Raw genomic sequence first — 23,774 nt, forward strand, 5'->3', positions numbered from 1 at the left:
GTCTCCGAAAAGGCCGTCCGCCTTTTCGGAGACGTCGGCCCGAAGGGGAACGGCGACGATACCCGGCTGAAACCCGGGCTCCGGCAGAATCGAACCGAATGCGCCGAAGAATGCGAGGGGGAACAATGGAGGGCTCCGCTCGATGAATGCCGCACCAACCGCTCTGGAGAGCGAACCGGAGACCCGGTCGCTGCGCACCGCCGTGGCGTCCCGGAGGCGGCGCCGGCGGATCGTGATGACCGTCACCGTGGTCATGATCGTCGTGAGCGGCACCGGGTACTACACCGCGACGGCCGGGCACGGCGGCGGCAAGACCAAGACCCCGTCCTCCGTCACCACCGGCATGGCGACCGTGACCCGGGGGACCCTGACCGCACGCACCTCGGTCAGCGGAACCCTCACCTACGCGGGCAGCTACCAGGCCGTCAACCAGGCGCCCGGCGTCATCACCGGGCTGCCCAAGCTCGGCCAGGTCGTCCGCCAGGGCCAGGTGCTCTACCGGGTCAACGGCAAGCCGGTCGTGTTCTTCAAGGGCCGCAAGACCCCCATGTACCGCGACCTGAAGCGGGACATGACCGGCCTGGACGTCCAGGAGCTCAACGCCGCCCTGGTCGCGTCCGGATACGACGTCGACGGCTCGATCTCCTCCGACTCCGACACGTACACGGCGGCGACCGTCGCCGCCGTCAAGAGGCTCCAGTACGACCTCGACGTCAAGCAGACCGGCAAGCTCGGCAAGGGCGACGTGGTGTTCGTCGGCGCCGCCAAGATCAGGATCACCGGCCTCCAGGTCAAGCTGGGCGGCCAGGCCCAGCCGGGCGCCGCGATCATCACCGGCAGCTCGACCCAGCGGCAGGTGAACGTCGACGTCGACGCGTCCCTGCAGGACAAGCTGAAGGAGGGCCAGAAGGTCACGATCACGCTGCCCAACGGCTCGAGCGCCAAGGGCTCGGTGGCGTCGGTCGGCACCGTGGTCAAGAAGGCCCCCAGCGGCCGGTCCACCGTCTCCGTCGCCATCACGCCCGGTGACTCCAAGGCCACCGGTGACCTCGACCAGGCCCCCGTCGGCGTGTCGATCACCACTGAGAGCGTCGACGGCGCGCTGATGGTCCCGGTCAACGCGCTGCTCGCGCTGCTCGGCGGCGGCTACGGCATCGAGGTGGTGGGCGCGGACGGCTCGCACCACCTGATGCCGGTGACGCTCGGGCTGTTCGACGGCACGGCCGGGACGGTACAGATCACCGGCAAGGGCGTCGTGCCGGGCCAGAAGGTCGTGGTGCCGACCTCATGACCGCCGACGACCCCGCCACGACGACCCCGGACCTCCCCGCCGTCCCCGCGTCCGAGACCCCTTCCGAAGGCCCGCCTGAGACCGCGTCCGGGAACGCTCTCGCGGCCGGCGCCGAGAGCACCCGGACCCTCCCCGAGACGACCGCCGAGACGACCACCGAGACGACCGCCGACGAGACCACCGCCGAGACGATGGACATCGAGACCTCAGCCGACACGAACGCCCCGACCGGCCCCGCGCTCGCCGCCGGGCCCCGGGTCCTGCCCGAAGCCGAACCGGTGCTGGAGCTGGAGTCGGTGAGCAAGCTCTACCCCGGCGAGCCGCCGGTGCCCGCGCTGCGCGGGGTGAGCTTCACGATCCGCCGCGGCGAGCTCGTCGCGATCGTCGGGCCGTCCGGCTCGGGGAAGTCCACCCTGCTGAACGTCATCGGGACGCTCGACCGTCCCACCACCGGGATCGTCCGGGTCGCCGGGGCCGAGGTCGAGCAGATGAGCGACAAGGACCTGTCCCGGTTGCGGGCGGGCACGATCGGCTTCGTGTTCCAGCAGTTCTTCCTCGCCGACCACACCACGGCGCTGGAGAACGTCGCGGACGGCCTGCTCTACGCGGGCGTCCCGCGGTCGCTGCGCCGCCGGGCCGCCGCCGACGCCCTCGACCGGGTCGGACTGGCGCACCGCTCGGGGCACATCCCGTCCAAGCTGTCGGGCGGCGAGCGGCAGCGGGTGGCGATCGCCCGCGCCCTGGTCGGACGCCCGGCCATCGTGCTGGCCGACGAGCCCACCGGCAACCTCGACAGCCGCAACAGCGCCGCGATCTTCGCGCTGATCCAGGATCTCAACGCCGAGGGGGCCACCATCGTCGTCATCACCCACGACCGGGACCTGGCCGCCCGGCTGCCCCGCCGGATCGAGGTGCTCGACGGCCGCATCGTCGCCGACGTCCGGCAGGACGAACCCGCGCCGCCGGAACCTCCGGAGTCGCCGAACCGTCCGGACGCGTCCGCCGCGCCCGCCGCAGTGGAGGGGCGCGTCCTGTGACCACCGCCGCCTTCCCCGCCGGACGGCTCCAGGCCGCCGACCTGATGCGGATCTCCAGCGTCGGCCTGCGCACCCGGCGGCTGCGCGCCGCGCTGTCGGCTCTCGGCATCGCGATCGGCGTCGCCTCCATCGTGGCGGTGCTCGGGCTGTCCGCCTCGTCCCAGGCCGGGCTGCTCGCCCAGATCGACCGGCTCGGCACCAACATGCTGACCGTCGGCACCGGCAAGGACCTGTCCGGCGCCAACGCCGAGCTGCCGCTGACCGCGCCCGGCATGATCTCCCGGATCGGCCCGGTGCAGCAGGTGCAGAGCACCGGCTCCGTCGACACCAAGGTGTACCGCAGCCCGCTCATCCCGGACGTCAACACCAACGCGCTCACCGTCCAGGCCACCAGCCTCCGGCTGCCGGAGATCGTCCGCACCGGTGTCCTGAAGGGCCGATTCCTCAACGCGGCCACCGCCAACGAGCCGACCGCCGTGCTCGGCTACGTCGCCGCTCAGCGGCTCGGCATGGACCGGGTGTGGCTCGGCCAGCGGGTCTGGCTCGGCAAGCAGTGGTTCTACATCGTCGGGATCCTCGGGCCCGCCGCGCTCGCGCCGGAGATCGACAGCTCGGTCCTGGTCGGCTACCCGGCGGCGATGCGGTTCCTCGGCTTCGACGGGCACCCGTCGACGATCTACGTGCGCTCCGACACCGACCAGGTCAAGAACGTCCACTCGGTCCTGGCGGGGACCGCCAACCCGGAGAATCCCAGCCAGGTCACGGTGAGCAACCCGTCGGACGCCCTGGTCGTGCGCGCCGCCGCGCAGTCCGCGCTGAACGGCCTGTTCCTCGGGCTCGGCGCCGTCGCGCTGCTCGTCGGCGGGGTCGGGGTCGCCAACACGATGATCATCTCGGTGCTGGAACGCCGTTCGGAGATCGGACTGCGGCGCGCGCTCGGGGCGACCCGCGGCCACATCCGCGTCCAGTTCCTGGCCGAGGCGATCCTGCTCGCGGGGCTGGGCGGCGCGGTCGGCGTCGCCGCCGGAGTGCTCGCCACCATGGCGTACGCCGCCACCAAGAACTGGGCGGTGGTCATCCCGCCCGAGGCGTGGGCGGGCGGCGTCGGGGCCGCGGTGGCGATCGGCGTCATCGCCGGGCTCGTCCCCGCGCTGCGCGCCGCCCGGATGCAGCCGACCGAGGCCCTGCGGACCGTCTGACCGTCGGAAGGGACGACGAACATGCCGATCAGCGAGATCAACGGAATCCGGCTCAGTCACGAGGTCCACGGGACCGGGACGCCGGTGCTCCTGGTCGCCGGGACCGGCGCGCCGGGCCGGGTGTGGCGCACCCACCAGGTGCCCGCGCTGCTGCGCGCCGGCTTCCAGGTGATCACCATGGACAACCGGGGCATCGCGCCCTCCGACGAGTGCGCCGGCGGGTTCACCCTGGACGACATGGCCGCCGACTGCGCGGGGCTCATCGAGCACCTCGGGGTCGGCCCGTGCGCCGTCGTCGGCTTCTCCCTGGGCGCCATCGTGACGCAGGAACTACTGATCGCCCGCCCGGACCTGGTGCGCGAGGCGGTCCTGATCGCGACCCGGGGCCGGACCGACCCGCTCGGCGCCGCCGCGTCCCGCGCGGAGCTGGAGCTGTTCGACTCCGGGGTGAAGCTGCCGCCGTCCTACGAGGCGGTGACCGGCGTCATGCGCGGCTTCTCCCGGGCCACCCTGAACGACCCGCTGGCCGTCCGGGACTGGCTGGACGTCTTCGAGCTGTCACCGGTCAGCCTGACAGCCAGCCGCGCCCAGCTCACCCTGGACGTCATCCCCGACCGGCTGCCGGACCTGGGCCGGGTGCGCGCCGACTGCCTGGTCATCGGCTTCTCCGACGACCTGGTGGCGCCCCCGCATTTCGCCCGGGAGGTCGCCGACCACATCCCGTCCGCCACCTTCCTGGAGATCGCCGACTGCGGCCACTACGGGCACCTGGAGAACCCGGAGGCCGTGAACGCCGCCCTCATCGGCTTCCTCGGCACCTGACCGGCCCGCCCCCGGCGCCTCCGCGCATCACCCGCCGCCGACCTGGGTAGATCCCTGGTCAGCGGCGGGGGACATGGGGGAGACGAACGACATGGCCAGGTGCGAGGTCTGCGGCAACGACTACGCGATGAGCTTCGAGGTGCACGCGCAGGGCGCGGTGCACGTCTTCGACTCGTTCGAGTGCGCGATCACCCGGATGGCGCCCATCTGCGAGCACTGCGGCTGCCGGGTCGTCGGGCACGGCGTCGCGGTGGACCGGAACATGTACTGCTCGGCGCACTGCGCGCGCGCCGCCCAGCCCGAACGCGGCGCCGAGGCCCGCGACAGCGTCCCCGTGGGCGTCTGAGCCCGGACACAGGGCTTCTAGACCGGGAAACCGAGGTCGCGGCCCTGTTCGCGCAGCTCGTCCCGCGCGGACGGGTGGGCGACGTTGTCGATGATCTGCCGGGCCTGGGTCGCGGCGTCGTTGCCCCAGACCGTGGCGGTGCCCTGTTCGCTGACGATGTAGCTGTGCTGGAACGAGGTCACCGGTCCGGCGAGCCGCGCGATGACGGTGGAGACGTCCGCCCGGGGATGCCATGAGGGCAGGGCGATGACGGCGTGGCCGCCGGGGGAGTGCAGCGCGCCCACGACGAAGTCGGTCTGGCCGCCGAAACCCGAGTAGATCGCGCCGCGGACGCGGCTGGCGTTGGCCTGCGCGTACAGGTCGACCTGGAGCGCGGAGTTCACCGACATCATGCGGGGCCTGCGGGCGATCAGGGCGGGATCGTTGGTCTTCTCGGTGCGCAGCATCCGGATCCGGTCGTTGCGGTCGGCCCAGTCGTAGAGTTCCGGGCTGCCGAAGGCGAACGAGGCCGTGATGGGGGTCCCGGTGTCGAGCGCGCCCGCCTTCTCCAGCGCCAGGACGCCGTCGCTGAACATCTCCGACCAGATGCCGAGGCCCCGGCGGTCGAGGAGGGACGCGAGGACCGCGTCGGGGATCGCGCCGATGCCGAGCTGGAAGGTCGCGCGTTCGGGGACGAGCCGGGCGATCCGCTCGCCGATCCGCCGGGCGGTCTCGCCGGGCGGCCGGGGCGCGGGTGACGCGAGGGGCTCGTCGACCTCGATCGCGTAGTCGATCTCGTCGTCCGTGAGGACGGCGTCGCCGAAGGTGTAGGGCATGCGCGGGTTGAGCTGCGCGATGACCAGGCCGCCGCGGGCACGGACCGCCTCGATGGCGGCGGGGAGGATGTTGACCTCGATGCCGAGGGAGACGGTCCCGGACATCGGGGACGAGGTCTGCACGATGACCACGTCGGGCGGCAGCGCCCCCTTCAGCAGGTTGGGCACCAGGGACAGCCGCGAGGGGTAGTAGCGCAGGTTCGCGTGGTCGCGCATGCCGGAGCCGACGAAGGGCGTCTCCAGGATGACGCCCTCCCGGTCGGGAAGGTCGCCCTGGGCGTTGAGCATGAACAGCCGGTACTCGCTCATCGCGGCGTCGGCGATCTCCAGGGCGCGTCGCGGGGCGGCGAAGTTGCCTCCGGCGACGACGCGGGGGCGTCCCGGCAGCCCGGCCAGGATCCGGGTGAGGTGCTGCTCCGAGATGACGCGCATGAGAAAGCCCTTTCGTCTCCGGCCTCGTGCCCGGCCTGGTGCCCGACCTCGCGCCTGCAAGATCACGCCTGACCCATCATGGTGCCGGTGGCAGGGCGGGGTCGATGCGAGGGGTGGCGTTCAGTCGTGGTCCGGGACCGGTCTGCCCTGGCGGAGCGGTGCCTCCCAGCGGTCGCCGGGGCGGATGAGGACGGTCTCGTCGCCGAAGACGACGCGGATGGGCGAGGCGGCGCCGGGATGGAGCGCGACCTCGAGCCGGTTCTGGCGGCAGGTGAGGTCGACGCCCCAGTGGCCGCGGTAGCGCAGTCCCAGCCGCAGTTCGCCGATCGCCGGGGGCAGGCGCGGGTCCAGGTGGAGGACGCCTCCGCGCGTGCTCATCCCGGCGTAGCGGCGCTGGACGAGGTCCACGGTCCCGGCCATGGCGCCCAGGTGGATCCCTTCGGCGGTGGTGCCGTGCCGGGGGTCCTCCATGTCGCAGCCGAGCGCCTCCAGGAAGACCCGCCACGCTTCCTCGCCGCCGCCGCCGTCGGTGGCGTCGGCGCCTGCCAGGACCCAGGCGTGCACGAGGGAGCTGAGGGTCGACCCGTGGCAGGTCCGGGGGAGGTAGTAGGCGGTCGTCCGCGCGGCCTGCTCCGGCCCGTGCTCGTAGCCGAGGCGCTGGAGGACGTCGTCGAGCTCGTCCGCCGACAGGACGTGGTAGAGCATCAGCACGTCGGCCTGCTTGGACGCCTTGTAGCGGTTGGGCGAGTCGCCCTCGGCCTCCAGGATCCGGTCGAGCCGGCGGATGTCGCCGTAGCGTTCGCGGTAGCCGCGCCAGTCGAGCTCCTCCAGGTCGCCGTATCCCTCGAACTGGCTGATCACGCCGTCGTGGAACGGGACGTACATCCGCCGTCCGACGTCCTCGAACCGGGTGATCTCCTCGCGGGTCAGCGCGAGGCGCTCGCACAGCTCGGTGCGGCGGTCCTCGGGGATGAGGGCCAGCGCCTCCAGGGCCTTGCGCAGCACCCAGGCCGTGAGGACGTTGGTGTAGGCGTTGTCGTCCAGGCCCGGTTCCGCGCGGCCGGGGTAGGCGTCGTGGTACTCGTCGGGACCCATGACGCCGCGGATCCGGTACCGGTCGAGGGAGCGGTCGTAGCGGGCGAGGCCGGTGAAGTACCGTGCGACCTCCAGGATGATCTCGGCGCCGTACTCGGCGAGGAACTCCAGGTCGCCGGTCGTCTCGTGGAACCGCCAGACGTTCTGGGCGATCGTCAGCCCCACGTGCCGCTGCAGGTGCGAGTGGTCGGGCAGCCAGCGTCCCGAGCGCGGGTTGAGGTGGACGAGCTGGGTCTCCTCGCGTCCGTCGGCCGCGCTCTGCCAGGGGTACATGGCGCCCCGGCCGCCCGCCGCGGCGGCGGCGCGCCGGGCCGCGGGCAGCCGCCGGTACCGGTACATCAGCAGGGCCTTGGCGATCTCGGGGAAGCGTGTGGTGAGGAAGGGGAGGATGAACTGCTCGTCCCAGAAGACGTGGCCGCGGTAGGCCTCGCCGTGCAGGCCGCGGGCGGGGACGCCGGCGTCCAGGTCGACGCTGTGCGGCGACGCCGTCTGGAGCAGGTGGAAGATGTGCAGGTTGAGGACGCGCTGCACGTCGGCGTGGTCGAGGCTGAGCCGGGCGCGCCGCCACAGGTGGGCCCAGGCGAGCTCGTGGCGTTCCAGCAGGGCGTCGAAGCCGCCCGCCCCGCGGGCGGCGGCGAGCGCCGCCTCGCCGGGCTCCTCGATCGCGCGGTCCCGGGAGGTGAGGACGGCCGCGACCTTCTCGATCGTCACGGGTGCGCCCTGGGCGGCCTGGAGGGCGAGGTCCTGCGCCGTCCAGCCCGGTCCGGTGCGGTGGGTCCGTGCGGCGGGGGCGGAGGTCCGGGTGCGGGTCGCGATCGCGATGGTGATCCTCGACGCGACCGTCGTGGTCCTCAGCGCGGAGGTCTCGGGGTCGTCGGGCCGGGGCGGGGTGCCGCCGGTGAGGTGCTCGCCCGGCAGGTTCCGGTAGCGGTCGACGCCGGTGTTGGCGACGCGGCCGTCGATCGCCGAGCGGATCTCCAGGGTGCCGCTCCAGTCCTCGGGCACGATCGTGGTCTCCAGGGCGGCCAGGTGCGGATCGTCCATGGACACGATGCGGCGCTGGGCGAGGCGGAAGGTGCGGCCCGCCTCGTCGCGGCAGCGCAGGAGCCGGGTGAGGACGCCGCGGCGCAGGTCGAGTTCCTGTTCGTAGGAGAGGAGCCGCCCCTCCTCGGAGGCGCGGTCGAGGTCGAACCACTCGCCTCCGGCGGCGCGGAACGTCAGCGGCAGCCAGTTCGGGACGTTGACCAGGTCGGCGTTGTCGGCGTGGTGCCCGGCGATCTCGGTGGACAGCCGGTCGTAGCAGCCCGCGATGTAGGTCCCCGGGTAGTGCACTCCGTCGGCGGACGCCTCGGGGGCGGCGCCCCGTGTGGCGAAGTGGCCGTTGCCGAGGGTACACAGGGCCTCGCGGAGGCCCTCGGAGGCGGGTTCGTAGCCGTCGTAGGCCAGGATCCACCGGTTCATGGTGGTTCCCTTCCCGCTTCCCTGGCGTCTCATCGTCCACGCTGGGCGTCCACTGGCGGGCCGTAGGCGACGTTTGACCGCTTTGGGGTGTTTCGGTCCCGGGACGGTGTGCCGTCCCGGGACGGCATGCCTGGGACGTCAGGGGGCCGTGGCCTGGTCGGGGAGACCGGGGTCGCGGCCGTCCTCGAGGTAGAAGGCGCGGTGCCCGGCCATGCCGCGCAGGGCCGGGCCCATGCGGCGGGCGATGTGGGCGGGGGCCAGCTCGGCGACCTTCTCGGGGGCGGCCAGGGTGTGGTCGGACAGCTCGTCCGGCGGGAGCGTGATCGCGGCGAGCTCGGCGTCGGAGACGTGCCCGGCGAAGACGAAGATGTTGACGGCGTCCACGCCGTCGCGGGGCGGTCCCCAGTCGACGCAGACCAGGCCGGTGAGGCGGGGCGTGAACCCCAGCTCCTCGCGGCACTCGCGCTCGCAGGCGGCCAGCGGCGACTCGCCCTCCTCGATGACGCCGCCGGGCAGGAACCAGCCCTCCTTGTAGGTGGGTTTCACCAGGACGATCCGGCCGAGGTCGTCGAGCAGGAGGGCCGCGGCGGCGCCACGGGTGCGGGGGAGTGAGGCGATGTAGGCGAGATCCGGCATGGTCCGAGCGTAGACGGGCGCCTCCCGGTGGCGCCGTGGGGCGGTGGTCCCGGACATGCCGGGCGCCCCGTCCCGCCGTGGATCCGTTCGGAGCGTCACCGGGCCGCTGCCGAAAGGACCTTGACCGCGATCGACAACGCTTGACACGGGGTCGGTCAGGACCGTTCTCCGGGCTCCTGACCTCGGCGGGGGAGTGCAGGGAAGGAGAGTGAGGCCCTTTTAACACGCCGGTGACAAAGGAGACGCGGCCGCGAAACGGCCCCTGTTGAGGATCGAGTCATGAACGGTGACCTGGAGGGTGCGCTCCGCGAGATCGTCGACCGCCTGAACCTTACTTTGTCAAGATCGTGGGCGGTGGTGATGTCCCATGGACGGTGAGGCCGCGGCGCTGGCGGGGTTCACGGTAGGCGTCACGGCGGCCTGGCGCCATGAGGAGCTCACGTTGCTGCTGGAGCGGCGGGGAGCGCGGGTGGTGCACGCTCCGGCGATCCGGCCGACGCTGCTCACCGACGACCCGGAACCGCGCCCGCCGGACGCGGAGGTGATCGAGATCCCGGTGTACGGGTGGACGCGGGTGGAGGACGCGACGCCGCTGCGGCGGCTGGTGGGGCAGGCGGTGGCGGGGACGGTGGACGCGATCACGTTCACCAGCGCCCCGGCGGTGGCGGCGACGCTGGCGGTCGCGGCGGCGGACGGCCTGGAGGGACCACTCCTGGAGGCGCTGCGGGACGGCGTGGTGGCGGCGTGTGTGGGCCCGGTGACGGCGCGGGCGCTGACCGGGCGGGACGTGCCGACGGTGCAGCCAGAGTGGCCGTGGATCGGGGCGCTGGTGCGGGCGCTGGCGGTGGCCCTGCCGAGGTCGCGGGCGCGGCGGCTGCGGGTGCGGGGCGGCCTGCTGGAGCTGCGGGGGCACGCGGTCGTGCTGGACGGCCTGCTGCGTCCGATCGCGCCGGCGCCGATGGCGGTGCTGCGGGCGCTGGCGCGGCGTCCGGGGCATGTGGTGTCGCGGGCGGAGCTGTGCGGGGTGCTGCCGGGGCGTGCGCTGGTGGACGGGCCGGTGCGGGGGCGTGGGGCGCGTCCGCGGGCGGACGAGCACGCGGTGGAGATGGCGGTGGCACGGTTGCGGCGGGGGCTGGGCCGGGCGGGGATCGTGGAGACGGTGGTGAAGCGGGGGTACCGGCTGGCGTGTGATCCGCGTGCGCCGGGTGCGGGGGCCGCCTGACGGGCGGGACTGCTTGAACGGCCCGGAAGCCCCGGGATTTGCCTGGTTTTCGGGCGAAAGTCATTTGCGGCGATGTGCAAGAGTGGAGGGGAGCGCGGAGTTGCGGACGCGTAGGGTACGGCGGTGGCGCCGGGCCGTCCGGCGCGGCCGACCTGTGAGGAGGCTGTATGCCGGAGGACGGGGCACCCGCCGTCGAGGTGGCCGGGCTGGTCCGCAGGTTCGGCTCGGTGGAGGCCGTGCGGGGCATCGAGTTCGCGGTGCGGCCGGGGGAGATCTTCGGGTTCCTGGGTCCGAACGGCGCGGGCAAGTCCACGACGATCAACATGCTCTGCACCCTGTTGCGTCCGACGGAGGGGTCGGCGCGGGTCGCCGGGTTCGATGTGGTGCGGGAGCGGGACGAGGTGCGCCGCAACATCGGCCTGGTGTTCCAGGATCCGACGCTGGACGGCTATCTGAGCGGTGAGCAGAACCTGCGGTTCCACGCGGAGCTGTACGGGGTGCCGCGGGCGGTGCTGCCGGAGCGGATGCGGCGGGTGCTGGAGATGGTCGGGTTGTGGGACAAGCGCGGCGACCGGGTGCAGACGTACTCGGGCGGGATGAAGCGGCGGCTGGAGATCGCGCGGGGGCTGCTGCATTCGCCGCGGGTGCTGTTCCTGGACGAGCCGACGGTGGGCCTGGACCCGCAGACACGGTCGTCGATCTGGGACTACATCCGTGATCTGCGGGCGACGGAGCAGATCACGATCTTCATGACGACGCACTACATGGACGAGGCGGAGTACTGCGACCGGATCGCGATCATGGATTCGGGGCGGATCGTGGCGCTGGACACGCCGGAGCGGTTGAAGGCGGGTGTCGGGAAGGACCGGGTGCAGATCCGCACCGACGACGACCAGGCGGCGATCGGCGCGCTGGCGGAGCGGTTCGGTCTGGCGGCGACGGTGGCCGAGGGGGCGGTGACGTTCGCGGTGTCGTCGGGTGAGGCGTTCGTGCCGCGGTTGTTCGCGGAGCTGGGGATGCCGATCCGGTCGGTGAGCGTGTCGCGTCCGTCGTTGGACGATGTGTTCATGTCGTTCACCGGGTCGACGATCCGTGACGCGGAGGGGTCGTCGAAGGACTGGATGCGGATGGCGATGCGCGGGCGCTCGCGGTGAAGGAGGCGGATCCGTTGACGACGACCGAGCGGGACGAGGCGCGGCGGGACGAGGCGCGGGCGGTCGTGGGCCCGGTGGTGCGGGTGGCGGTGCCCGAGCGGAGCATCGTGCATGATCTGCGGGCGGTGAAGATCGTCCTGCACCGGGAGCTGATCCGGTACGGGCGGGACCGGATGCGGATGGTGTCGGGGCTGGTGCAGCCGGTGCTGTGGCTGCTGGTGATGGGTACGGGCCTGTCGAATCTGATGACGGCGGGCGGGGGTGGTGCGGCCGGGTCGCATGTGGACCTGAAGACGTTCATCTTCCCGGGTGTGTGTGCGATGACGGTGATGTTCACCGCGATGTTCTCGGCCGGGTCGATCGTGTGGGATCGGGAGTTCGGGTTCCTGCGGGAGATGCTGGTGGCGCCGGTGAGCCGGTCGTCGATCGTGGTGGGCAAGTGCATCGGTGGTGCGACGGTCGCGACGTTGCAGGGCGCGGTGATCCTGGCGCTGGCGGGGTTGGCGGGCGTTCCCTACGACCCGGTGCTGTTGCTGGAGTTGCTGGGGTTGATGTTCCTGGGGGCGTTCGCGCTGACCGGGTTCGGGGTGATGATGGCGGCGCGGATCCAGAGCATGCAGTCGTTCTTCGGGCTGATGCAGATGGCGATGATGCCGATGATGTTCCTGTCGGGGGCGTTGTATCCGCTGGCGGGTCTGCCGGTGTGGCTGACGGTTCTGACGCGGTTCAATCCGTTGACGTACGCGGTGGATCCGTTGCGGCAGGCGGTGTTCTCGCATTTGTCGCTGACGCCGGAGTTGCGGCGGACGTTCGATCCGGGTGTGACGTGGTGGGGGTGGCGGGTTCCGGTGGGGTTGGAGATCGTCCTGGTGCTGCTGATCGGCTTGGTGCTGATGGGTGTGGCGATCATCGAGTTCCGTCGTTCGGAGTAGTCCCGGTTCGGTCGCCGGTTCGGTGTCCGCGTGGTCTGACCAGGCCTGAGTCGTAGGCGGCGACGGCGGCTTGGAGGCGGTCGCGGACGCCGAGTTTGAGCAGCAGGCTCTGGACGTGGCTTTTCACGGTGGTCTCGGCGACGTGGAGCGACCGGGTGATCTCGGCGTTGGAGAGTCCGCGGGCCAGGAGCAGCAGGACGTCGATCTCGCGTGCGGTGAGGAGTTTCCGCAGGTCCTGGCCGTCGGGTTGGTCGGGGTCGGCCGCCATGCGTTCGAGGAGGCGGCGGGTCACCGGGGGCGCGAGGATGGCGTCGCCGGCGGCGATCACCTTGACGGCCTCGATGAGCTGGTCGGCGGTGGAGTCCTTGAGGAGGAATCCGGAGGCTCCCGCGCGCAGTGCCCGGGCGACGTAGTCGTCCAGGTGGAAGGTGGTCAGGACCAGGACGCGGCAGGGGGCGGGGTTTCGGGCGAGGAGGGCGCGGGTCGCGGCGACGCCGTCGAGGCCGGGCATGCGGATGTCCATCAGGGTGACGTCGGGTCGCAGGCGGCGGGCGGCCTCGACGGCTTCGGCGCCGTCGGCCGCCTCGCCGATGACGGTGAAGCCGGGTTCGGATTCGAGGGTCGCGCGGAGGCCGGCGCGGATCAGGGTCTGGTCGTCGGCGATGAGGATGCTGATGGGGGTGGGCTGGTCGGTGGTGGGCTGCTGAGTCATGGTGCGTCCCCGGTGATCCGGAGGGTGGCGTGGACTTCGAAGCCGCCGTCGTGGTGGGGGCCGGCGCGCAGGGTGCCGTCGTACATGGCGGTGCGTTCGCGCATTCCGACGAGTCCGTGGGCGGTGGCGGGTGGTTGGTTCTGCGGGCCGTGGCCGTCGTCGGTGACGCGGATGTGGAGGGTGGGTCCGGTTCGGGTGATGGTGACCGAGGCGGTGGTGGGGCGTCCGGCGTGGCGGAGGGTGTTGGTGAGTGCTTCCTGGACGATGCGGTAGGCGGTCAGGCCGATGCCGGGAGGGAGCGTCGGTGCCTCCACGGTGAGGTGGACGGGCACGCCAGCGGACTCGATCTTCGCGGCCAGTTCGGGGAGGGACGCCAGGCCCGGTCGTGGCTGGAGCGGGTCGTCGTCGTCGGGGCGTAGTACGGCGAGGACGCGGCGCATTTCGGCGAGTGCTTCGCGGCTGGTGGCGGAGATGGTGGCGAGGTGGCCGGGGACGGCGTCCGGGCGGGTGCGGACGCAGCGTCCGGCGGCCTCGGCCTGGACGGTGATGAGGCTGATCGAGTGTCCGATGACGTCGTGGAGTTCGCGGGCGATGCGGAGGCGTTCGTCGGCGACGGCGCGTTCGGCGCGTTCGCCTTCTTCGCGTTCCAGGCGGAGTGCCCGTTCCTGGAGTTGGTGGATGTAGGCGCGGCGGGTGCGGGTGGCGTAGCCGCAGACCCAGGCGAGGGCGATGCACAGGCCGATGGACAGGACGGCCCAGAGGGCGCCGTCGGACGGGCGGATGCGGGCGCCGGGGGAGAGGTCGGAGGTCATGAGGACGGCGGCGGAGGCGAGTGCGGCGAGGGCGCCGCGTCCGTCGGCTCCGGCGGCTCCGTGGGCGGCCACGGCGTAGGCCGCGGCCAGGGGCGCGGCGATGGCGGCCAGTCCCGGGAAGCCTGTCGCGATCATGAGGGCGCCGAGGGTGGTGGCCGCCGCGAGGACGGTCAGGGGCGCGCGGCGGCGTGCGAGGATCAGTGCGGCCTGGGCCGGTGCGAGCAGCCACAGTGAGGAGCCGGGCAGCCAGGGCACCAGCCGGTTCGTCATGCCGCAGGCGACGATCGCCGCGCCGGCCGTGGCGAGTACCGTGTCGGCGGCGGTCGGGCTCCACGCCGGTTGCCTCATGCGGTTCAGCATGCCCGACGTCACCCGTCCCGTGTCCGGAGCAGGGTCAGCGCGGCGGCGGCGGCCACGAGGACGTACAGGGCGAGGGTGCCCGCGGCGGGGGCGGGCCGTACCAGGAACCCGATGTGCGAGTGCCACAGTGAGAGGCCGAGGTTGGACGGCAGGTAGGGGACCGTGTGCCGCCATGCGGGGCTTTTCGGGAGGTCGTCGACCAGCACGGGCAGGATGGTGAAGAGGCCCAGCAGGGTGGAGAGTGCGATCGCGGTGCTGCGCACCAGTGTGCCGAGGAACAGGCCGAGCAGTCCGGTCAGGGTCAGGTAGAGGGCGCCGCCGAGGACGGCGTGTGCCGCGCCGGGGTCGGTCAGGGACGCGTGGGGCATCGTCCCGGTCAGGCGGCTTTGGCCGAGCAGGAACGCGGCCGAGACGGTGGCGAGGGCCAGGGCGGAGCCGAGGACGAAGAGCAGGAGTGTTTTGGCGGCCAGGACCAGTGGTCGCTGTGGTGTCGCCATGAGGGTGCCGTGGATCTGCCCGGTGCCGTATTCGGTGGTCACGGCGAGCGCGCCGAGGGCGCCGAAGAACAGGGCGGTGATCTGGAGGAAGCCGAGGCCGGTGTCGGTCGGGTGGAAGTGGGCCCGTGCCTGGGCGCCGAGGTGGTGCCAGCGTGACCGGTAGCTGGAGCAGACCAGGAGCGAGAGCCCGACGCTGGCCGTGAACCCGGTCAGGGCGGTCGTCCAGAGTGACCGCAGGGAGCGGAGTTTGATCCACTCGCTGGTCAGGACGGCGCGTCCGCGGGCCAGTGGCGTCGCGCGGGGTGGCGTCGCGTGTGGGCGGTGTGCCGCCGGTGGGTCGGTGGGTGTCACGCGTCCCTCTTTCGGTGCAGTGTCAGGACGGCGGCGGCCGATGCGGCGACGTACAGGGTGAGCAGGGAGAGGCCGTGCCAGGGGGTGAGGCTGTGCGGTGAGGGCGGTTTCACGTGCCAGATCTGGGAGCCGGCCTCGCCGGGCAGGTAGGGGAGGATCGTGTCCGTGAGGTCGCCTGGCAGCAGGCCCGCGGTCAGTGGGAGGACCAGCAGCACGCCGAACAGCGTCGTCAGTCCGAGCGGGGTGGAGCGTGTCAGCGCCCCCAGGGCCGTCCCGAACAGTGCGATCAGGGTGAGGTACAGGCCGCCGCCGAGGACGGCGCGCAGCACCCCCGGGTCGTCCAGCGACGCATGGGGTACGGGTCCGGTGAGGAGGTGCCGGCCGGCGGTGAAGGCCGCGAACGATGAGGCCGTGCTCAGGGCCCAGACGACCGCGCCGAGCACCAGTCCTTTGACGGTGAGGAGCTGGGCGCGTTGGGGTGTCGCCGCGAGTGTCGCGCGGATCAGACCGGTTCCGTGTTCGCTGGTCACCGCCAGAACGCCGAGTGCGCCGATGAGCATTTGGGCCAGTTCGATGCCGCGCAGGCTGGTGAAGGTGGGGTCGAAGGCGGCTTGTTCGGAGGCGGACATCGACGCCCAGCCGGACCGGTAGCCGGAGCAGAGGACGAACGCCCCGGCCACGATTACTAGGGCCGTGGCTGCGAGCACGGTCGGCGCGGACCGCACCGACCAGAGCTTCACCCATTCGCTGCGGGCCGTGGCCCGCAGCCGCGTCGGCATGCTGTGCCGCCGCTCTGCTGGCAGCGTCGGGTTCATGCCGGTACCGGTGTCCGGTAGACGACGCTGTTCTCGGTGAGCCGGAAGTAGGCGTCCTCCAGTGAGGACGTCACGTCCCGCAGCTGGTGCAGCACGTGGCCGCGTGCGGCGGCGAGTTCGCCGACGGACGCCGAGTCCAGGCCTGTGACCAGTAGCGTTCCGTCCGGTTTCAGGGTGATGTCGCCGCCGAGCGTCCGCAGGTCGTCGGCGAGGCGGTGGTGGTCGACGGCGCGGACCTCGACGCGGTTCGCGGCGTCGCGGGCGATCAGTTCGTTCAGGGGCGTGTCGGCGAGGAGGCGCCCTTGGCCGATCACCAGGAGGTGGTCGGCGGTCAGTGCCATCTCGCTCATGAGGTGGCTGCTGACCAGGACGGTGCGTCCTTCGGCGGCGAGGGAGCGCATGAGGGTCCTGATCCAGAGGATGCCGTCGGGGTCCAGGCCGTTGACCGGTTCGTCGAACAGCAGGATGCCGGGGTCGCCGAGCAGCGCGCCGGCGATGCCCAGCCGCTGCGCCATGCCGAGGGAGAATCCGCCGGCCCGTTTGCGGGCCACGGGGGTGAGACCGACCTGGTCCAGGACCGCCTCGACGCGGCTCCGGGGGATGCCGTTGGCGGCGGCGAGGCTGTGCAGGTGGTTGTAGGCCGATCGTCCCGGGTGCACCGCGCGGGCGTCCAGGAGCGCGCCGATCTGGTGGAGCGGCCATACCGTTCCCTGGTATCGGCGGCCGTTGACGGTGACGGTCCCGGAGGTCGGCAGGTCCAGTCCGAGGATCATGCGCATCGTCGTTGACTTGCCTGCGCCGTTGGGGCCGAGGAAGCCGGTGACGCGGCCGGGCTCGACGCGGAAGTCGAGTCCCGAGACGGCCGCTTTGCGGCCGTATCTCTTGGTCAGTCCTTGTGCCTCGATCATGGTCGCCTCGCTTCGGTCGCGTGTGTTCTCCTGCGGACGAAGCTACGAACGCGCCTGGTGGGCGGGCCTCCGCCGCGCGGAGGAAACCCGGGCCCTGGTGGGCTCGTGGCTCCTCCTCAAGGAGGAAGGAGGGCGCTAGCGGGGCCGGCCGTAGAGGGTGGTGAGTTGGGCGGCCAGGTTCGCCAGCTCGTCCCTGACGTCTTGGGGGCCCTCCACGGTGACCAGGTCGCCCCAGCCCGCGAGCTGGCGGGCGAGGTCCAGGGCGGTCGGTGCGGTGAGCGCGACGCGGGCCCGGTCGCCGTGGGAGAGCACCTCGCAGTGGCGGCCGAAGCGGCGGCGCAGGACGGGCAGGTGGTGGGCGTCGAGGGTCGCGGTGGCGGTGGTCGTCGCGCGGCGTGCCTCCATCGCGGTGACGACCTCGTCCCAGGCGGCCGCGAGGTCGAAGCCGGCCGGGCGTTCGGCCGGTTCGTCCGTGACCTCGGCGCCGGTGATCCGGTCGACGCGGAAGGTCCGCCGTCCGTCGGGGGTTCCGGCGATCAGGTACCAGATGTCGTCCTTGTCGACGAGGCCGTACGGTGCGACGAGGCGGTCCCGTCCGGAGTAGGTGAGGCGGGCCGTGCGGCGGCGGACCACCGCGTCCTCCAGCAGGTCGACCAGGACGGGCCGTGTCCGGCGGTGTTCGCCCCAGCGGGCCGGGTCGACCACGACCGCGCCCGCGGCGGCCTCGGCCTCCTGCCGGAACGTGGCCGGCAGGGCGCGGACGAGTTTGCGGAGCGCCGCCTTGGCCTCCGGTGCGATCGCGGCGGCCGGGCCGAGCAGGAGGAACAGTGCTCTGGCCTCGGACGCCTTGAGGCCGGACAGGTCGGTGCGGGCGCCGCCGAGCAGGGCCCAGCCGCCGCCGCGTCCGGGCTGCGGGTAGACGGGGATCCCCGCGGCCGACAGGGCCTCAAGGTCGCGGCGGGCCGTGGCGACCGAGACCTCGGTCTCGGTGGCGATCTCCGCCGCCGTCACCCGCCCGCGTGACTGCATCAGCAGCAGGACGGCCACCAGACGATCCGCTCTCATGGCCCGACGATCCCAGAAAAGTGCTCATTCGATGAGCACTTTGCGCGGAAGCATCGATTCCACAAGGCCCGGGGCGAGGTCCCCGCGGGCCGGAAGGGCTGATCACGATGACCGCGAACCCCCTGCTCCTGGACGACGCCGCCGCCTGGAAGGCGTGGCTCGCCGAGCACCACCGGACCGCCGCCGACATCTGGCTGCTGATCGCCAAGAAGAGCAGTGCCGCGACGTCCGTCACGATCGACGAGGCGCTGGACGAGGCGCTGTGCCACGGCTGGATCGACAGCCACCGCAGGGCGTTCGACGGCGACTACTACCTGCAGCGCTACTCGCCGCGCGTCCGCCGGAGCCCCTGGTCCCGGATCAACGTCGCCAAGGCCGAGGCGCTGACGGCCGCGGGCCGCATGCGGCCCGCGGGGCACGCGGCGATCGAGACCGCCAAGACCACGGGCCGCTGGCCCGCCGCCGTCCCCGAATAGGCCGATGCCGCTCCACGGGGTCGTCCCGGCAGTGACCAACGAGGACCTCGCTCGGGCCTCTGCCCACGTCCGGACGCTCCGGAAGGCCCGCCGGTGACCGGGCCGCCGGGGTGCGCCGGGGGACGCCGCGTCCACCGGCGAGCGGCCCGCATGAGGGGGAAGCCAGGATGATCTGGCCATGGAACCAGTTCTCACCCCGGCATATCACGGATAGTAGTTAGAGGTTCACTTTCTGTAGTTCTCTGGAAATGGAGCCCCCGTGAACCTCACCCGTTCCCTGCCGCGCCCGGCCGCGGCCCTCGCGCTGGCGCTGATCGCCGGAGCCACCGCCGGGACCGTCGTCGCCATGACCGGCGCCCACGCCGACAACGCGTTCTGCGGCGCCGCGCGCCAAGACGTCGCCGGCGACTACTACGGGAGCATCCTCAGCGTCGGCGATCCCGGCAACGTCACCGGCTTCAAGGTGTCCCTGACCAAGGACGGAAAGGGCACCGCCGTTCTGGGCAAGCAGAAGATCGATCTCACCTGGTCCATCTTTCAGCAGTCAGTGCGGCTGGGAGTCACCGGTAAGACCCAGCTCGGCGGCAAGTACCGGCTCTCACCCAACTGCTTCGGCAAGGATCGCAAGGTCGACTTCCTTGTCGGCCTCGGCAACCACCGCAAGAACCAACTCGTCATGAGTACGACCGCGTGAGCAGACCGCTGGTCGTTCTCCTGCTCGACCGGGCGTTGTTCGACAAGCCTGTTCGGGTGGCCCAGGACGTGAGCAGGCCCCCGCGGTCCGGGTCGGATCGCGGGGGCCTGCTCACGAGGGCGGCCGGACGGCCGTCCGGGCCGGGTCTAGACGGCGAAGTCCAGGAGTGGCTGGGCGTTGCTGGGGTGCCGCAGCTTGGACAGCGACTCCTTCTCCAGCTGCCGGATCCGCTCACGGGTCAGGCCGAGGGCCTTGCCGATCTCGTCCAGGGTGCGGGGCGTCCCGTCGAACAGCCCGAACCGCATGGCCATGATCTTGGCCTCGCGCGGGTTCAGGATGTCCAGGGTGCGGCGCAGCTGGTCGGCCATGAGCTGCCGGTCGACGAGCTCGGACGCCTCGGGGCTGTCGGTGTCCTCGATGAGGTCGCCGATGCGGGTCTCGCCGTCCTCGCCGATGGTGGAGTCCAGGCTGATCGGCTGGCGGCTGGTGCGCAGCAGCTCGCGGACCTGCTCGGGGGTCTTGTCGAGCTCGAGGGCCAGCTCCTCCGGGGTGGGCTCGCGGCCGAGCCGCTGGTGCATGTCGCGCTCGATGCGGCTGAGCTTGCTCAGCATCTCCAGCACGTGCACGGGCAGCCGGATGGTGCGGGCCGAGTCGGCGAAGCCGCGCTGGATGGCCTGCCGGATCCACCACATGGCGTAGGTGGAGAACTTGTAGCCCTTGGAGTAGTCGAACTTCTCCACGGCGCGGATGAGGCCGAGGTTGCCCTCCTGGACGACGTCCAGGAGCGACAGGCCGCGGTCGGAGTACTTCTTGGCGACCGACACGACCAGGCGCAGGTTCGCCTCGAGCATGTGGGCCTTGGCGCGGCGGCCGTCGCCGGAGACCCACTCCAGCTCGATGCGGTAGCGGTCGGGCAGGTCCTCGCCGGTCTCCAGCAGGTGCTCGGCGTACAGCCCGGCCTCGATGCGCTTGGCGAGGTCGACCTCCTGCTCGGCGGTGAGCAGCTGGCGGCGCCCGATCGCCTTGAGGTAGGTGTGGACCGAGTCGCCCATGGTGGTGGACTGGTCGTCCAGGTCGGCGGTGTTGGTCTCGGTGTCGGCGGCCTCGACCTCGGTCAGCTCGAACGTGCCGTCGTCGTCGGCGTCGTCCTCGTCGGCGGGGGAGTCGGGCTCGGGGACGGCCTTCACGGCGGTCTTGGCGGTGGTGGCGCGCTTCTTGGCCGGGGCCTTCTTCGCGGTGCCGGTCTTCGCGCCGCCGGCCTTGGCGGCGGGCTTGCGGGTGGCGCGGCGGGCGGGCGCGGCGGGGGCCTCGCCGTCCTCGGCGGCGCCGGTGGGGTCTGCGGTGTCGGTGATCTCGGTGATCCCAGTGATGTCGGCGGGGTCGGAGGGGGTGGGAGCGGCCGTGGCGCGGGTGCTCTTGCGGGTCGTCCCGGTGGACTTCCCGGTGCCGGGCTTCCCGGCGTTGCCGGCCGTGGTCGGCGTCTTGGCCGTGCGCGTGCCCCGGGAGGTCTTCTTGGCGGCGGTCTCGTCCTCGCCGGCCAGGCTGATCCCGGCCTCGGACAGCTCGCGGAGGATCGACCGGCCCTGGCCGGGGCTGATCCCGGCGGCCTCGAACGCCCTGCGCACCTCGTCGAGCGACAGGCGCCCTTGGGCACGGCCACGCTCGAGGAGGTCGTCGAGGGCAGGGCTCGGCGACTCCGTGAGCGGGGTCTCTGCGGCGGTTCGCGGCATGGGGACACCCCCCTCCCTTCCGTGGTGGTGGCGGCGCGGAAAGGCTTGCTCCCTGGTGCTCGCCCTCTGGTGACGCGCGCATTAGACGGAACGTCGCAAGAGGGGGGCGTTGTTCCCGGCGGCGTGGCGTCCGGCGTCGTGTGGGGCCTGTGGGGGAGGTCGCCGGGACGCCGGAACGTCGCAGGTAGGAGCCTTACACAGGAACCTTACTGCGTAAGAAGTCGGGTCGGGAAGGGGCCGCTGAAGGTCTCCTTCGTCACGTCTGCGACGAGGAGGGGGAGTCCCCCGCCGACTCCTGGGGGAGGGTGCTGCCGTAGCGGGCGATGACGCGCCTGCGCAGGTCCGGGTCGTCCCGGGGGACGGGCTCGAGGAACACCTCGTCGATCTTCTCGTGGGCCCTGCGGAGCTCGTGGGACATGCGGACGCAGGCGCGTTCGACGTCGGCGGCGCCCAGGTCGTCCCGGAAGTCCAGGCGGGCGCAGACCAGGATCTGGTCGGCGCCGAAGGTCAGGGTGACGATGTCGACGACCCATTCGACCTCGGGGGCGGCGCGGAGGCGGTCGCGGACGTCCTCGACGACGCGGGGGTCGGCCTGGTTGCCGACGAGCAGGTTGAGGTTGATGCGGCCGAGGATCAGGGCGACGGCGGTGAGCAGGACGCCGATGAGGATGGAGCCGAGGCCGTCCCAGAGGGCGCTGCCGGTGAGCTGGTGCAGGCCGAGGCCGGCGAAGGCGATGGCCAGGCCTGCGAGGGCGGCGGAGTCCTCGAGCAGGACGCTGACGGAGGTGGGGTCGTCGGTGCCGCGGATGTGGTCGGCGATGGGGCGCCGTTCGGCGCGGGCGTCGGCGCGGACCTGGCCGAAGGCCTGCCGCCAGGAGATCGACTCGAGGACGAGGGAGACGCCGAGGACGATGTAGCCGGCGAGGGGGTCGGCTTCCTGGGGGTGGCCGATGAGGGCCTCGTAGCCCTGGTGGAAGGCGAACAGGCCGCCCATGCCGAAGATCGCGACGGCGACGAGGAGGGTCCAGATGTAGCGCTCCTTGCCGTAGCCGAGGGGGTGGGCGCGGTCGGCGGGGCGTTCGGAGCGGCGGAGGCCGACGATGAGGAGGACCTCGTTGAAGGTGTCGGCGACCGAGTGGGCGGCCTCGGCGGACATGGAGGCGGATCCGGTGAGGACCGCGGCGATGATCTTGGCGATGGCGATGCCGAGGTTGGCGACGAGGGCGAGGACGACGGTGAGGGTGCTCTCGCCTCCCGATCCCGAGGAGCCCGTGCCCGGGCCGGTGTCCGCGGCCGTGCCCGTGCCTGTGGGGGCGGTGTCGGCGGGGTCCGGCGTGCCGGGGGGCGTGCCGGTGCCGGGCGCGGCGGTGCGGTCGGCGGGGTCGGCGGGGTCGTGGTCGCCGTTCCGGGTCATGGGTGCCTCCTCGCGCGTCCGGCGGGCGGTCACGGACGGCATCCGGGTGTTTACCCGGTGGGGTCGTCGGCAAGCGCCTGGTGGGGCGAGAGAGGGGTGGCGTCAGGGGGCGGGTCGGCGGAGGGCGGCGCGGTCGGGTTTTCCGGAGGGGAGGAGGGGGATGGCGGTGCGGACGTCGAGTTCGCGGGGGGCGGCGTGGGCGGGCATGGTCTCGCGGACCCAGGCGCGGAGGTCGTCGAGGGTGGGGGTGGGGCCGTCGGGGACGATGACGGCGGTGACGCGTTCGCCCCATTCGGGGTCGGGGCGTCCGATGACGACGGCGTCGGCGACGCGGGGGTGGCGGGTGAGGCGGGTGGCGACGTCCCCGGCGACGACCTTCTCTCCGCCGGTGTTGATGATGTCGTCGATGCGGCCGCGGATGCGCAGGCGCCCGTTGTCGAGGGTGCCGAGGTCCTGGGTGAGGTACCAGTGGCCGTCGCGGGCCTGGGTGGTGAGGGTGGGGTTGAGGCGGTAGCCGGTGAACAGGACGGGTCCGGCGATGCGGACGCGTCCGTCGGGGGTGAGGCCGAGGGTGACGCCGTCGAGGGGGAGGCCGTCGTAGGCGCAGCCGCCGCAGGTCTCGCTCATGCCGTAGGTGGTGTGGACGGTGGCGCCGTCGGCGCGGGCCTTTTCCAGGAGGTCCTGGGGGGCTGCTGCGCCGCCGAGGAGGATGGCGCGGTAGCGGGTGAGGTCGGTTCCGGTGTCGAGGAGGCGGCGGAGCTGGGTGGGGACCAGGGAGATGAGGGTGGCGTCGGTGGCGGCGATGCGGGCGGGGTCGAAGCGGGGGTGGATGTGGGGGGTGGTGCCGTTGAGGAGGGCGCGGACGAGGACTTGGACGCCGGCGATGTGGCTGGTGGGGAGGCAGCAGAGCCAGCGGTCGGTGGTGGTGGCGCCGATGCGGTGGTGGGTGGCGTTGGCGGAGGCGTGGAGGGCGCGGGTGGGGAGTTCGACGAATTTGGGGGTGCCGGTGGAGCCGGAGGTGGCGATGAGGACGGCGGTGTCGGGGTGGACGGGGGTGGGTGGGGGCGCGCCGGGTCCGGGGTGGTGGGGGGTGGTGCCGTCGGGGGTTTCGACGGCGTGGGGGGCGAGGGCGTCGAGGGTGGCGCGGAGTGCGGGGGCGGGGGTGCCCGGGGGGAGGGGGCAGATCGCGGGGCCGGTGCCGTCGAGGGCGGCTTCGAGGGCCTGGAGGAGGCGTGGTCCGGGGGGGAGGACGAGGGCGTGCAGGCGGCGATCTTCCATGGCGGGCTCAGTTTAGGCGACCCTGTTGAACGCGTTCACATCGGCGGGGCGGTTGAATGGGGGCGCCCGGTCGTCCGGCGGTGTGACCGTTCGGTGGTCCGGTCGCCTGCGGTGTGGATCGCCCGGCGGTTCGGGTCGCGCGGGTCGTGCGGTGGTGCGGCCGGTGGTGTGGTTGGGTCGTTTCGCCGGGCCGTGCGGGCTGCGGCGGGTGGTCGTCCGG

At 72.4% G+C, this 23,774-nt stretch carries 23 protein-coding genes; 10 read left to right on the forward strand and 13 right to left on the reverse strand.

Annotation, left to right across the window (positions count from 1 at the left end):
- Nucleotides 1–246: hypothetical protein (locus EBO15_RS46265; RefSeq protein ID WP_233616473.1), on the reverse strand; the 246-nt coding region annotated here is incomplete at its 3' end.
- Between EBO15_RS46265 and EBO15_RS27945 the strand changes: the two genes are divergently transcribed.
- The 5 genes from EBO15_RS27945 to EBO15_RS27965 all read left to right on the forward strand — a co-directional run bounded on the left by EBO15_RS27945 (nucleotide 236) and on the right by EBO15_RS27965 (nucleotide 4,695).
- Complete coding sequence (locus EBO15_RS27945) at nucleotides 236–1,291, forward strand: HlyD family efflux transporter periplasmic adaptor subunit (RefSeq protein WP_233616474.1); 1,056 nt, start codon at nucleotides 236–238, stop codon at nucleotides 1,289–1,291. The two genes, EBO15_RS46265 and EBO15_RS27945, sit on opposite strands and share 11 nt — an antisense overlap.
- A complete protein-coding gene (locus tag EBO15_RS27950) occupies nucleotides 1,288–2,328 on the forward strand; it encodes an ABC transporter ATP-binding protein (protein WP_325051943.1) in 1,041 nt (346 codons plus the stop codon). Before EBO15_RS27945 ends, EBO15_RS27950 begins: the two co-directional genes overlap by 4 nt.
- Nucleotides 2,325–3,527, forward strand: a complete 1,203-nt coding sequence (locus tag EBO15_RS27955; RefSeq protein WP_233616475.1) for an ABC transporter permease — start codon at nucleotides 2,325–2,327, stop codon at nucleotides 3,525–3,527. The genes EBO15_RS27950 and EBO15_RS27955 overlap by 4 nt, the downstream gene beginning before the upstream one ends.
- Nucleotides 3,528–3,548: 21 nt before the next feature.
- Nucleotides 3,549–4,349, forward strand: coding sequence for an alpha/beta fold hydrolase (locus EBO15_RS27960; RefSeq protein WP_122197440.1), 801 nt, complete (start codon nucleotides 3,549–3,551; stop codon nucleotides 4,347–4,349).
- 91 nt (nucleotides 4,350–4,440) lie between these two features.
- Nucleotides 4,441–4,695: a hypothetical protein gene (locus tag EBO15_RS27965; protein WP_122197478.1), complete on the forward strand. Its 255-nt coding sequence runs from the start codon at nucleotides 4,441–4,443 to the stop codon at nucleotides 4,693–4,695.
- Between the two features lie 17 nt (nucleotides 4,696–4,712).
- On the opposite strand, the gene EBO15_RS27970 is transcribed toward EBO15_RS27965, so the two are convergent.
- From EBO15_RS27970 to EBO15_RS27980, 3 genes are all read right to left on the reverse strand, one after another.
- Complete coding sequence (locus EBO15_RS27970) at nucleotides 4,713–5,942, reverse strand: acetyl-CoA hydrolase/transferase family protein (RefSeq protein ID WP_122197441.1); 1,230 nt, start codon at nucleotides 5,940–5,942, stop codon at nucleotides 4,713–4,715.
- Nucleotides 5,943–6,062: 120 nt separating this feature from the next.
- Entirely contained in the window at nucleotides 6,063–8,498 is a 2,436-nt protein-coding gene (locus EBO15_RS27975; RefSeq protein WP_122197442.1) for a glycoside hydrolase family 65 protein, read from the reverse strand.
- Between the two features lie 138 nt (nucleotides 8,499–8,636).
- Complete coding sequence (locus EBO15_RS27980; RefSeq protein WP_122197479.1) at nucleotides 8,637–9,134, reverse strand: NUDIX domain-containing protein; 498 nt, start codon at nucleotides 9,132–9,134, stop codon at nucleotides 8,637–8,639.
- 367 nt (nucleotides 9,135–9,501) lie between these two features.
- Here EBO15_RS27980 and EBO15_RS27985 point away from each other — a divergent pair, with 367 nt between their 5' ends.
- The 3 genes from EBO15_RS27985 (at nucleotide 9,502) to EBO15_RS27995 (ending at nucleotide 12,442) form a co-directional block, all read left to right on the forward strand.
- Nucleotides 9,502–10,356 carry a uroporphyrinogen-III synthase gene (locus EBO15_RS27985; RefSeq protein WP_122197443.1) on the forward strand — a complete coding sequence of 285 codons (855 nt, stop codon included), beginning with the start codon at nucleotides 9,502–9,504 and terminating at the stop codon, nucleotides 10,354–10,356.
- Nucleotides 10,357–10,523: 167 nt separating this feature from the next.
- Nucleotides 10,524–11,510 (forward strand): ATP-binding cassette domain-containing protein, encoded by a 987-nt coding sequence (locus tag EBO15_RS27990; RefSeq protein ID WP_122197444.1) that lies wholly within the window; start codon nucleotides 10,524–10,526, stop codon nucleotides 11,508–11,510.
- Nucleotides 11,511–11,575: 65 nt separating this feature from the next.
- Nucleotides 11,576–12,442, forward strand: coding sequence for an ABC transporter permease (locus EBO15_RS27995; RefSeq protein ID WP_199744855.1), 867 nt, complete (start codon nucleotides 11,576–11,578; stop codon nucleotides 12,440–12,442).
- Here EBO15_RS27995 and EBO15_RS28000 read toward each other — a convergent pair.
- From EBO15_RS28000 to EBO15_RS28025, 6 genes are all read right to left on the reverse strand, one after another.
- On the reverse strand, nucleotides 12,417–13,154 hold the full coding sequence (locus tag EBO15_RS28000) for a response regulator (RefSeq protein WP_122197445.1): 738 nt from the start codon (nucleotides 13,152–13,154) through the stop codon (nucleotides 12,417–12,419). The genes EBO15_RS27995 and EBO15_RS28000 overlap by 26 nt on opposite strands.
- Nucleotides 13,151–14,314 (reverse strand): sensor histidine kinase, encoded by a 1,164-nt coding sequence (locus EBO15_RS28005; RefSeq protein ID WP_147481679.1) that lies wholly within the window; start codon nucleotides 14,312–14,314, stop codon nucleotides 13,151–13,153. The genes EBO15_RS28000 and EBO15_RS28005 overlap by 4 nt, the downstream gene beginning before the upstream one ends.
- 20 nt (nucleotides 14,315–14,334) lie before the next feature.
- Nucleotides 14,335–15,174 (reverse strand): ABC transporter permease, encoded by an 840-nt coding sequence (locus EBO15_RS28010; RefSeq protein WP_122197447.1) that lies wholly within the window; start codon nucleotides 15,172–15,174, stop codon nucleotides 14,335–14,337.
- A complete protein-coding gene (locus EBO15_RS28015; RefSeq protein ID WP_147481680.1) occupies nucleotides 15,171–15,989 on the reverse strand; it encodes an ABC transporter permease in 819 nt (272 codons plus the stop codon). The genes EBO15_RS28010 and EBO15_RS28015 overlap by 4 nt, the downstream gene beginning before the upstream one ends.
- Nucleotides 15,986–16,897, reverse strand: coding sequence for an ABC transporter ATP-binding protein (locus EBO15_RS28020; protein ID WP_122197449.1), 912 nt, complete (start codon nucleotides 16,895–16,897; stop codon nucleotides 15,986–15,988). Before EBO15_RS28020 ends, EBO15_RS28015 begins: the two co-directional genes overlap by 4 nt.
- A 135-nt stretch (nucleotides 16,898–17,032) precedes the next feature.
- Nucleotides 17,033–17,962 carry a helix-turn-helix transcriptional regulator gene (locus EBO15_RS28025; protein ID WP_122197450.1) on the reverse strand — a complete coding sequence of 310 codons (930 nt, stop codon included), beginning with the start codon at nucleotides 17,960–17,962 and terminating at the stop codon, nucleotides 17,033–17,035.
- A 107-nt stretch (nucleotides 17,963–18,069) separates the two neighbouring features.
- On the opposite strand from EBO15_RS28025, the gene EBO15_RS28030 reads away from it, so the two are divergent.
- Together EBO15_RS28030 and EBO15_RS28035 are read left to right on the forward strand one after the other, a co-directional pair.
- On the forward strand, nucleotides 18,070–18,438 hold the full coding sequence (locus EBO15_RS28030) for a YdeI/OmpD-associated family protein (protein WP_122197451.1): 369 nt from the start codon (nucleotides 18,070–18,072) through the stop codon (nucleotides 18,436–18,438).
- 259 nt (nucleotides 18,439–18,697) lie between these two features.
- A complete protein-coding gene (locus EBO15_RS28035; RefSeq protein ID WP_122197452.1) occupies nucleotides 18,698–19,132 on the forward strand; it encodes a hypothetical protein in 435 nt (144 codons plus the stop codon).
- A gap of 146 nt (nucleotides 19,133–19,278) precedes the next feature.
- On the opposite strand, the gene EBO15_RS28040 is transcribed toward EBO15_RS28035, so the two are convergent.
- The 3 genes from EBO15_RS28040 to EBO15_RS28050 form a co-directional block, all read right to left on the reverse strand.
- On the reverse strand, nucleotides 19,279–20,862 hold the full coding sequence (locus EBO15_RS28040; protein WP_122197453.1) for an RNA polymerase sigma factor: 1,584 nt from the start codon (nucleotides 20,860–20,862) through the stop codon (nucleotides 19,279–19,281).
- Between the two features lie 256 nt (nucleotides 20,863–21,118).
- On the reverse strand, nucleotides 21,119–22,276 hold the full coding sequence (locus EBO15_RS28045; RefSeq protein ID WP_122197481.1) for a cation diffusion facilitator family transporter: 1,158 nt from the start codon (nucleotides 22,274–22,276) through the stop codon (nucleotides 21,119–21,121).
- Between the two features lie 102 nt (nucleotides 22,277–22,378).
- Entirely contained in the window at nucleotides 22,379–23,554 is a 1,176-nt protein-coding gene (locus EBO15_RS28050; protein ID WP_122197454.1) for an AMP-binding protein, read from the reverse strand.
- Between the last annotated feature and the right edge of the window lie 220 nt (nucleotides 23,555–23,774).

It is taken from the genome of Actinomadura harenae (genome assembly GCF_003696215.1).
Taxonomy (GTDB): Bacteria; Actinomycetota; Actinomycetes; order Streptosporangiales; family Streptosporangiaceae; genus Spirillospora; species Spirillospora harenae.

Bases quoted from the DNA above. Each gene is read 5' to 3' on its own strand.
- EBO15_RS27985 (WP_122197443.1), top strand. From the start codon at position 9,502: ATGGACGGTGAGGCCGCGGCGCTGGCGGGGTTCACGGTAGGCGTCACG.
- EBO15_RS27970 (WP_122197441.1), bottom strand. From the start codon at position 5,942: ATGCGCGTCATCTCGGAGCAGCACCTCACCCGGATCCTGGCCGGGCTG.
- EBO15_RS27965 (WP_122197478.1), top strand. From the start codon at position 4,441: ATGGCCAGGTGCGAGGTCTGCGGCAACGACTACGCGATGAGCTTCGAG.
- EBO15_RS27980 (WP_122197479.1), bottom strand. From the start codon at position 9,134: ATGCCGGATCTCGCCTACATCGCCTCACTCCCCCGCACCCGTGGCGCC.
- EBO15_RS27960 (WP_122197440.1), top strand. From the start codon at position 3,549: ATGCCGATCAGCGAGATCAACGGAATCCGGCTCAGTCACGAGGTCCAC.
- EBO15_RS27950 (WP_325051943.1), top strand. From the start codon at position 1,288: ATGACCGCCGACGACCCCGCCACGACGACCCCGGACCTCCCCGCCGTC.
- EBO15_RS28040 (WP_122197453.1), bottom strand. From the start codon at position 20,862: ATGCCGCGAACCGCCGCAGAGACCCCGCTCACGGAGTCGCCGAGCCCT.
- EBO15_RS27990 (WP_122197444.1), top strand. From the start codon at position 10,524: ATGCCGGAGGACGGGGCACCCGCCGTCGAGGTGGCCGGGCTGGTCCGC.
- EBO15_RS28015 (WP_147481680.1), bottom strand. From the start codon at position 15,989: ATGAACCCGACGCTGCCAGCAGAGCGGCGGCACAGCATGCCGACGCGG.
- EBO15_RS28045 (WP_122197481.1), bottom strand. From the start codon at position 22,276: ATGACCCGGAACGGCGACCACGACCCCGCCGACCCCGCCGACCGCACC.
- EBO15_RS28005 (WP_147481679.1), bottom strand. From the start codon at position 14,314: ATGAGGCAACCGGCGTGGAGCCCGACCGCCGCCGACACGGTACTCGCC.
- EBO15_RS28050 (WP_122197454.1), bottom strand. From the start codon at position 23,554: ATGGAAGATCGCCGCCTGCACGCCCTCGTCCTCCCCCCCGGACCACGC.
- EBO15_RS28030 (WP_122197451.1), top strand. From the start codon at position 18,070: ATGACCGCGAACCCCCTGCTCCTGGACGACGCCGCCGCCTGGAAGGCG.
- EBO15_RS27975 (WP_122197442.1), bottom strand. From the start codon at position 8,498: ATGAACCGGTGGATCCTGGCCTACGACGGCTACGAACCCGCCTCCGAG.
- EBO15_RS28000 (WP_122197445.1), bottom strand. From the start codon at position 13,154: ATGACTCAGCAGCCCACCACCGACCAGCCCACCCCCATCAGCATCCTC.
- EBO15_RS27945 (WP_233616474.1), top strand. From the start codon at position 236: ATGACCGTCACCGTGGTCATGATCGTCGTGAGCGGCACCGGGTACTAC.
- EBO15_RS28025 (WP_122197450.1), bottom strand. From the start codon at position 17,962: ATGAGAGCGGATCGTCTGGTGGCCGTCCTGCTGCTGATGCAGTCACGC.
- EBO15_RS28020 (WP_122197449.1), bottom strand. From the start codon at position 16,897: ATGATCGAGGCACAAGGACTGACCAAGAGATACGGCCGCAAAGCGGCC.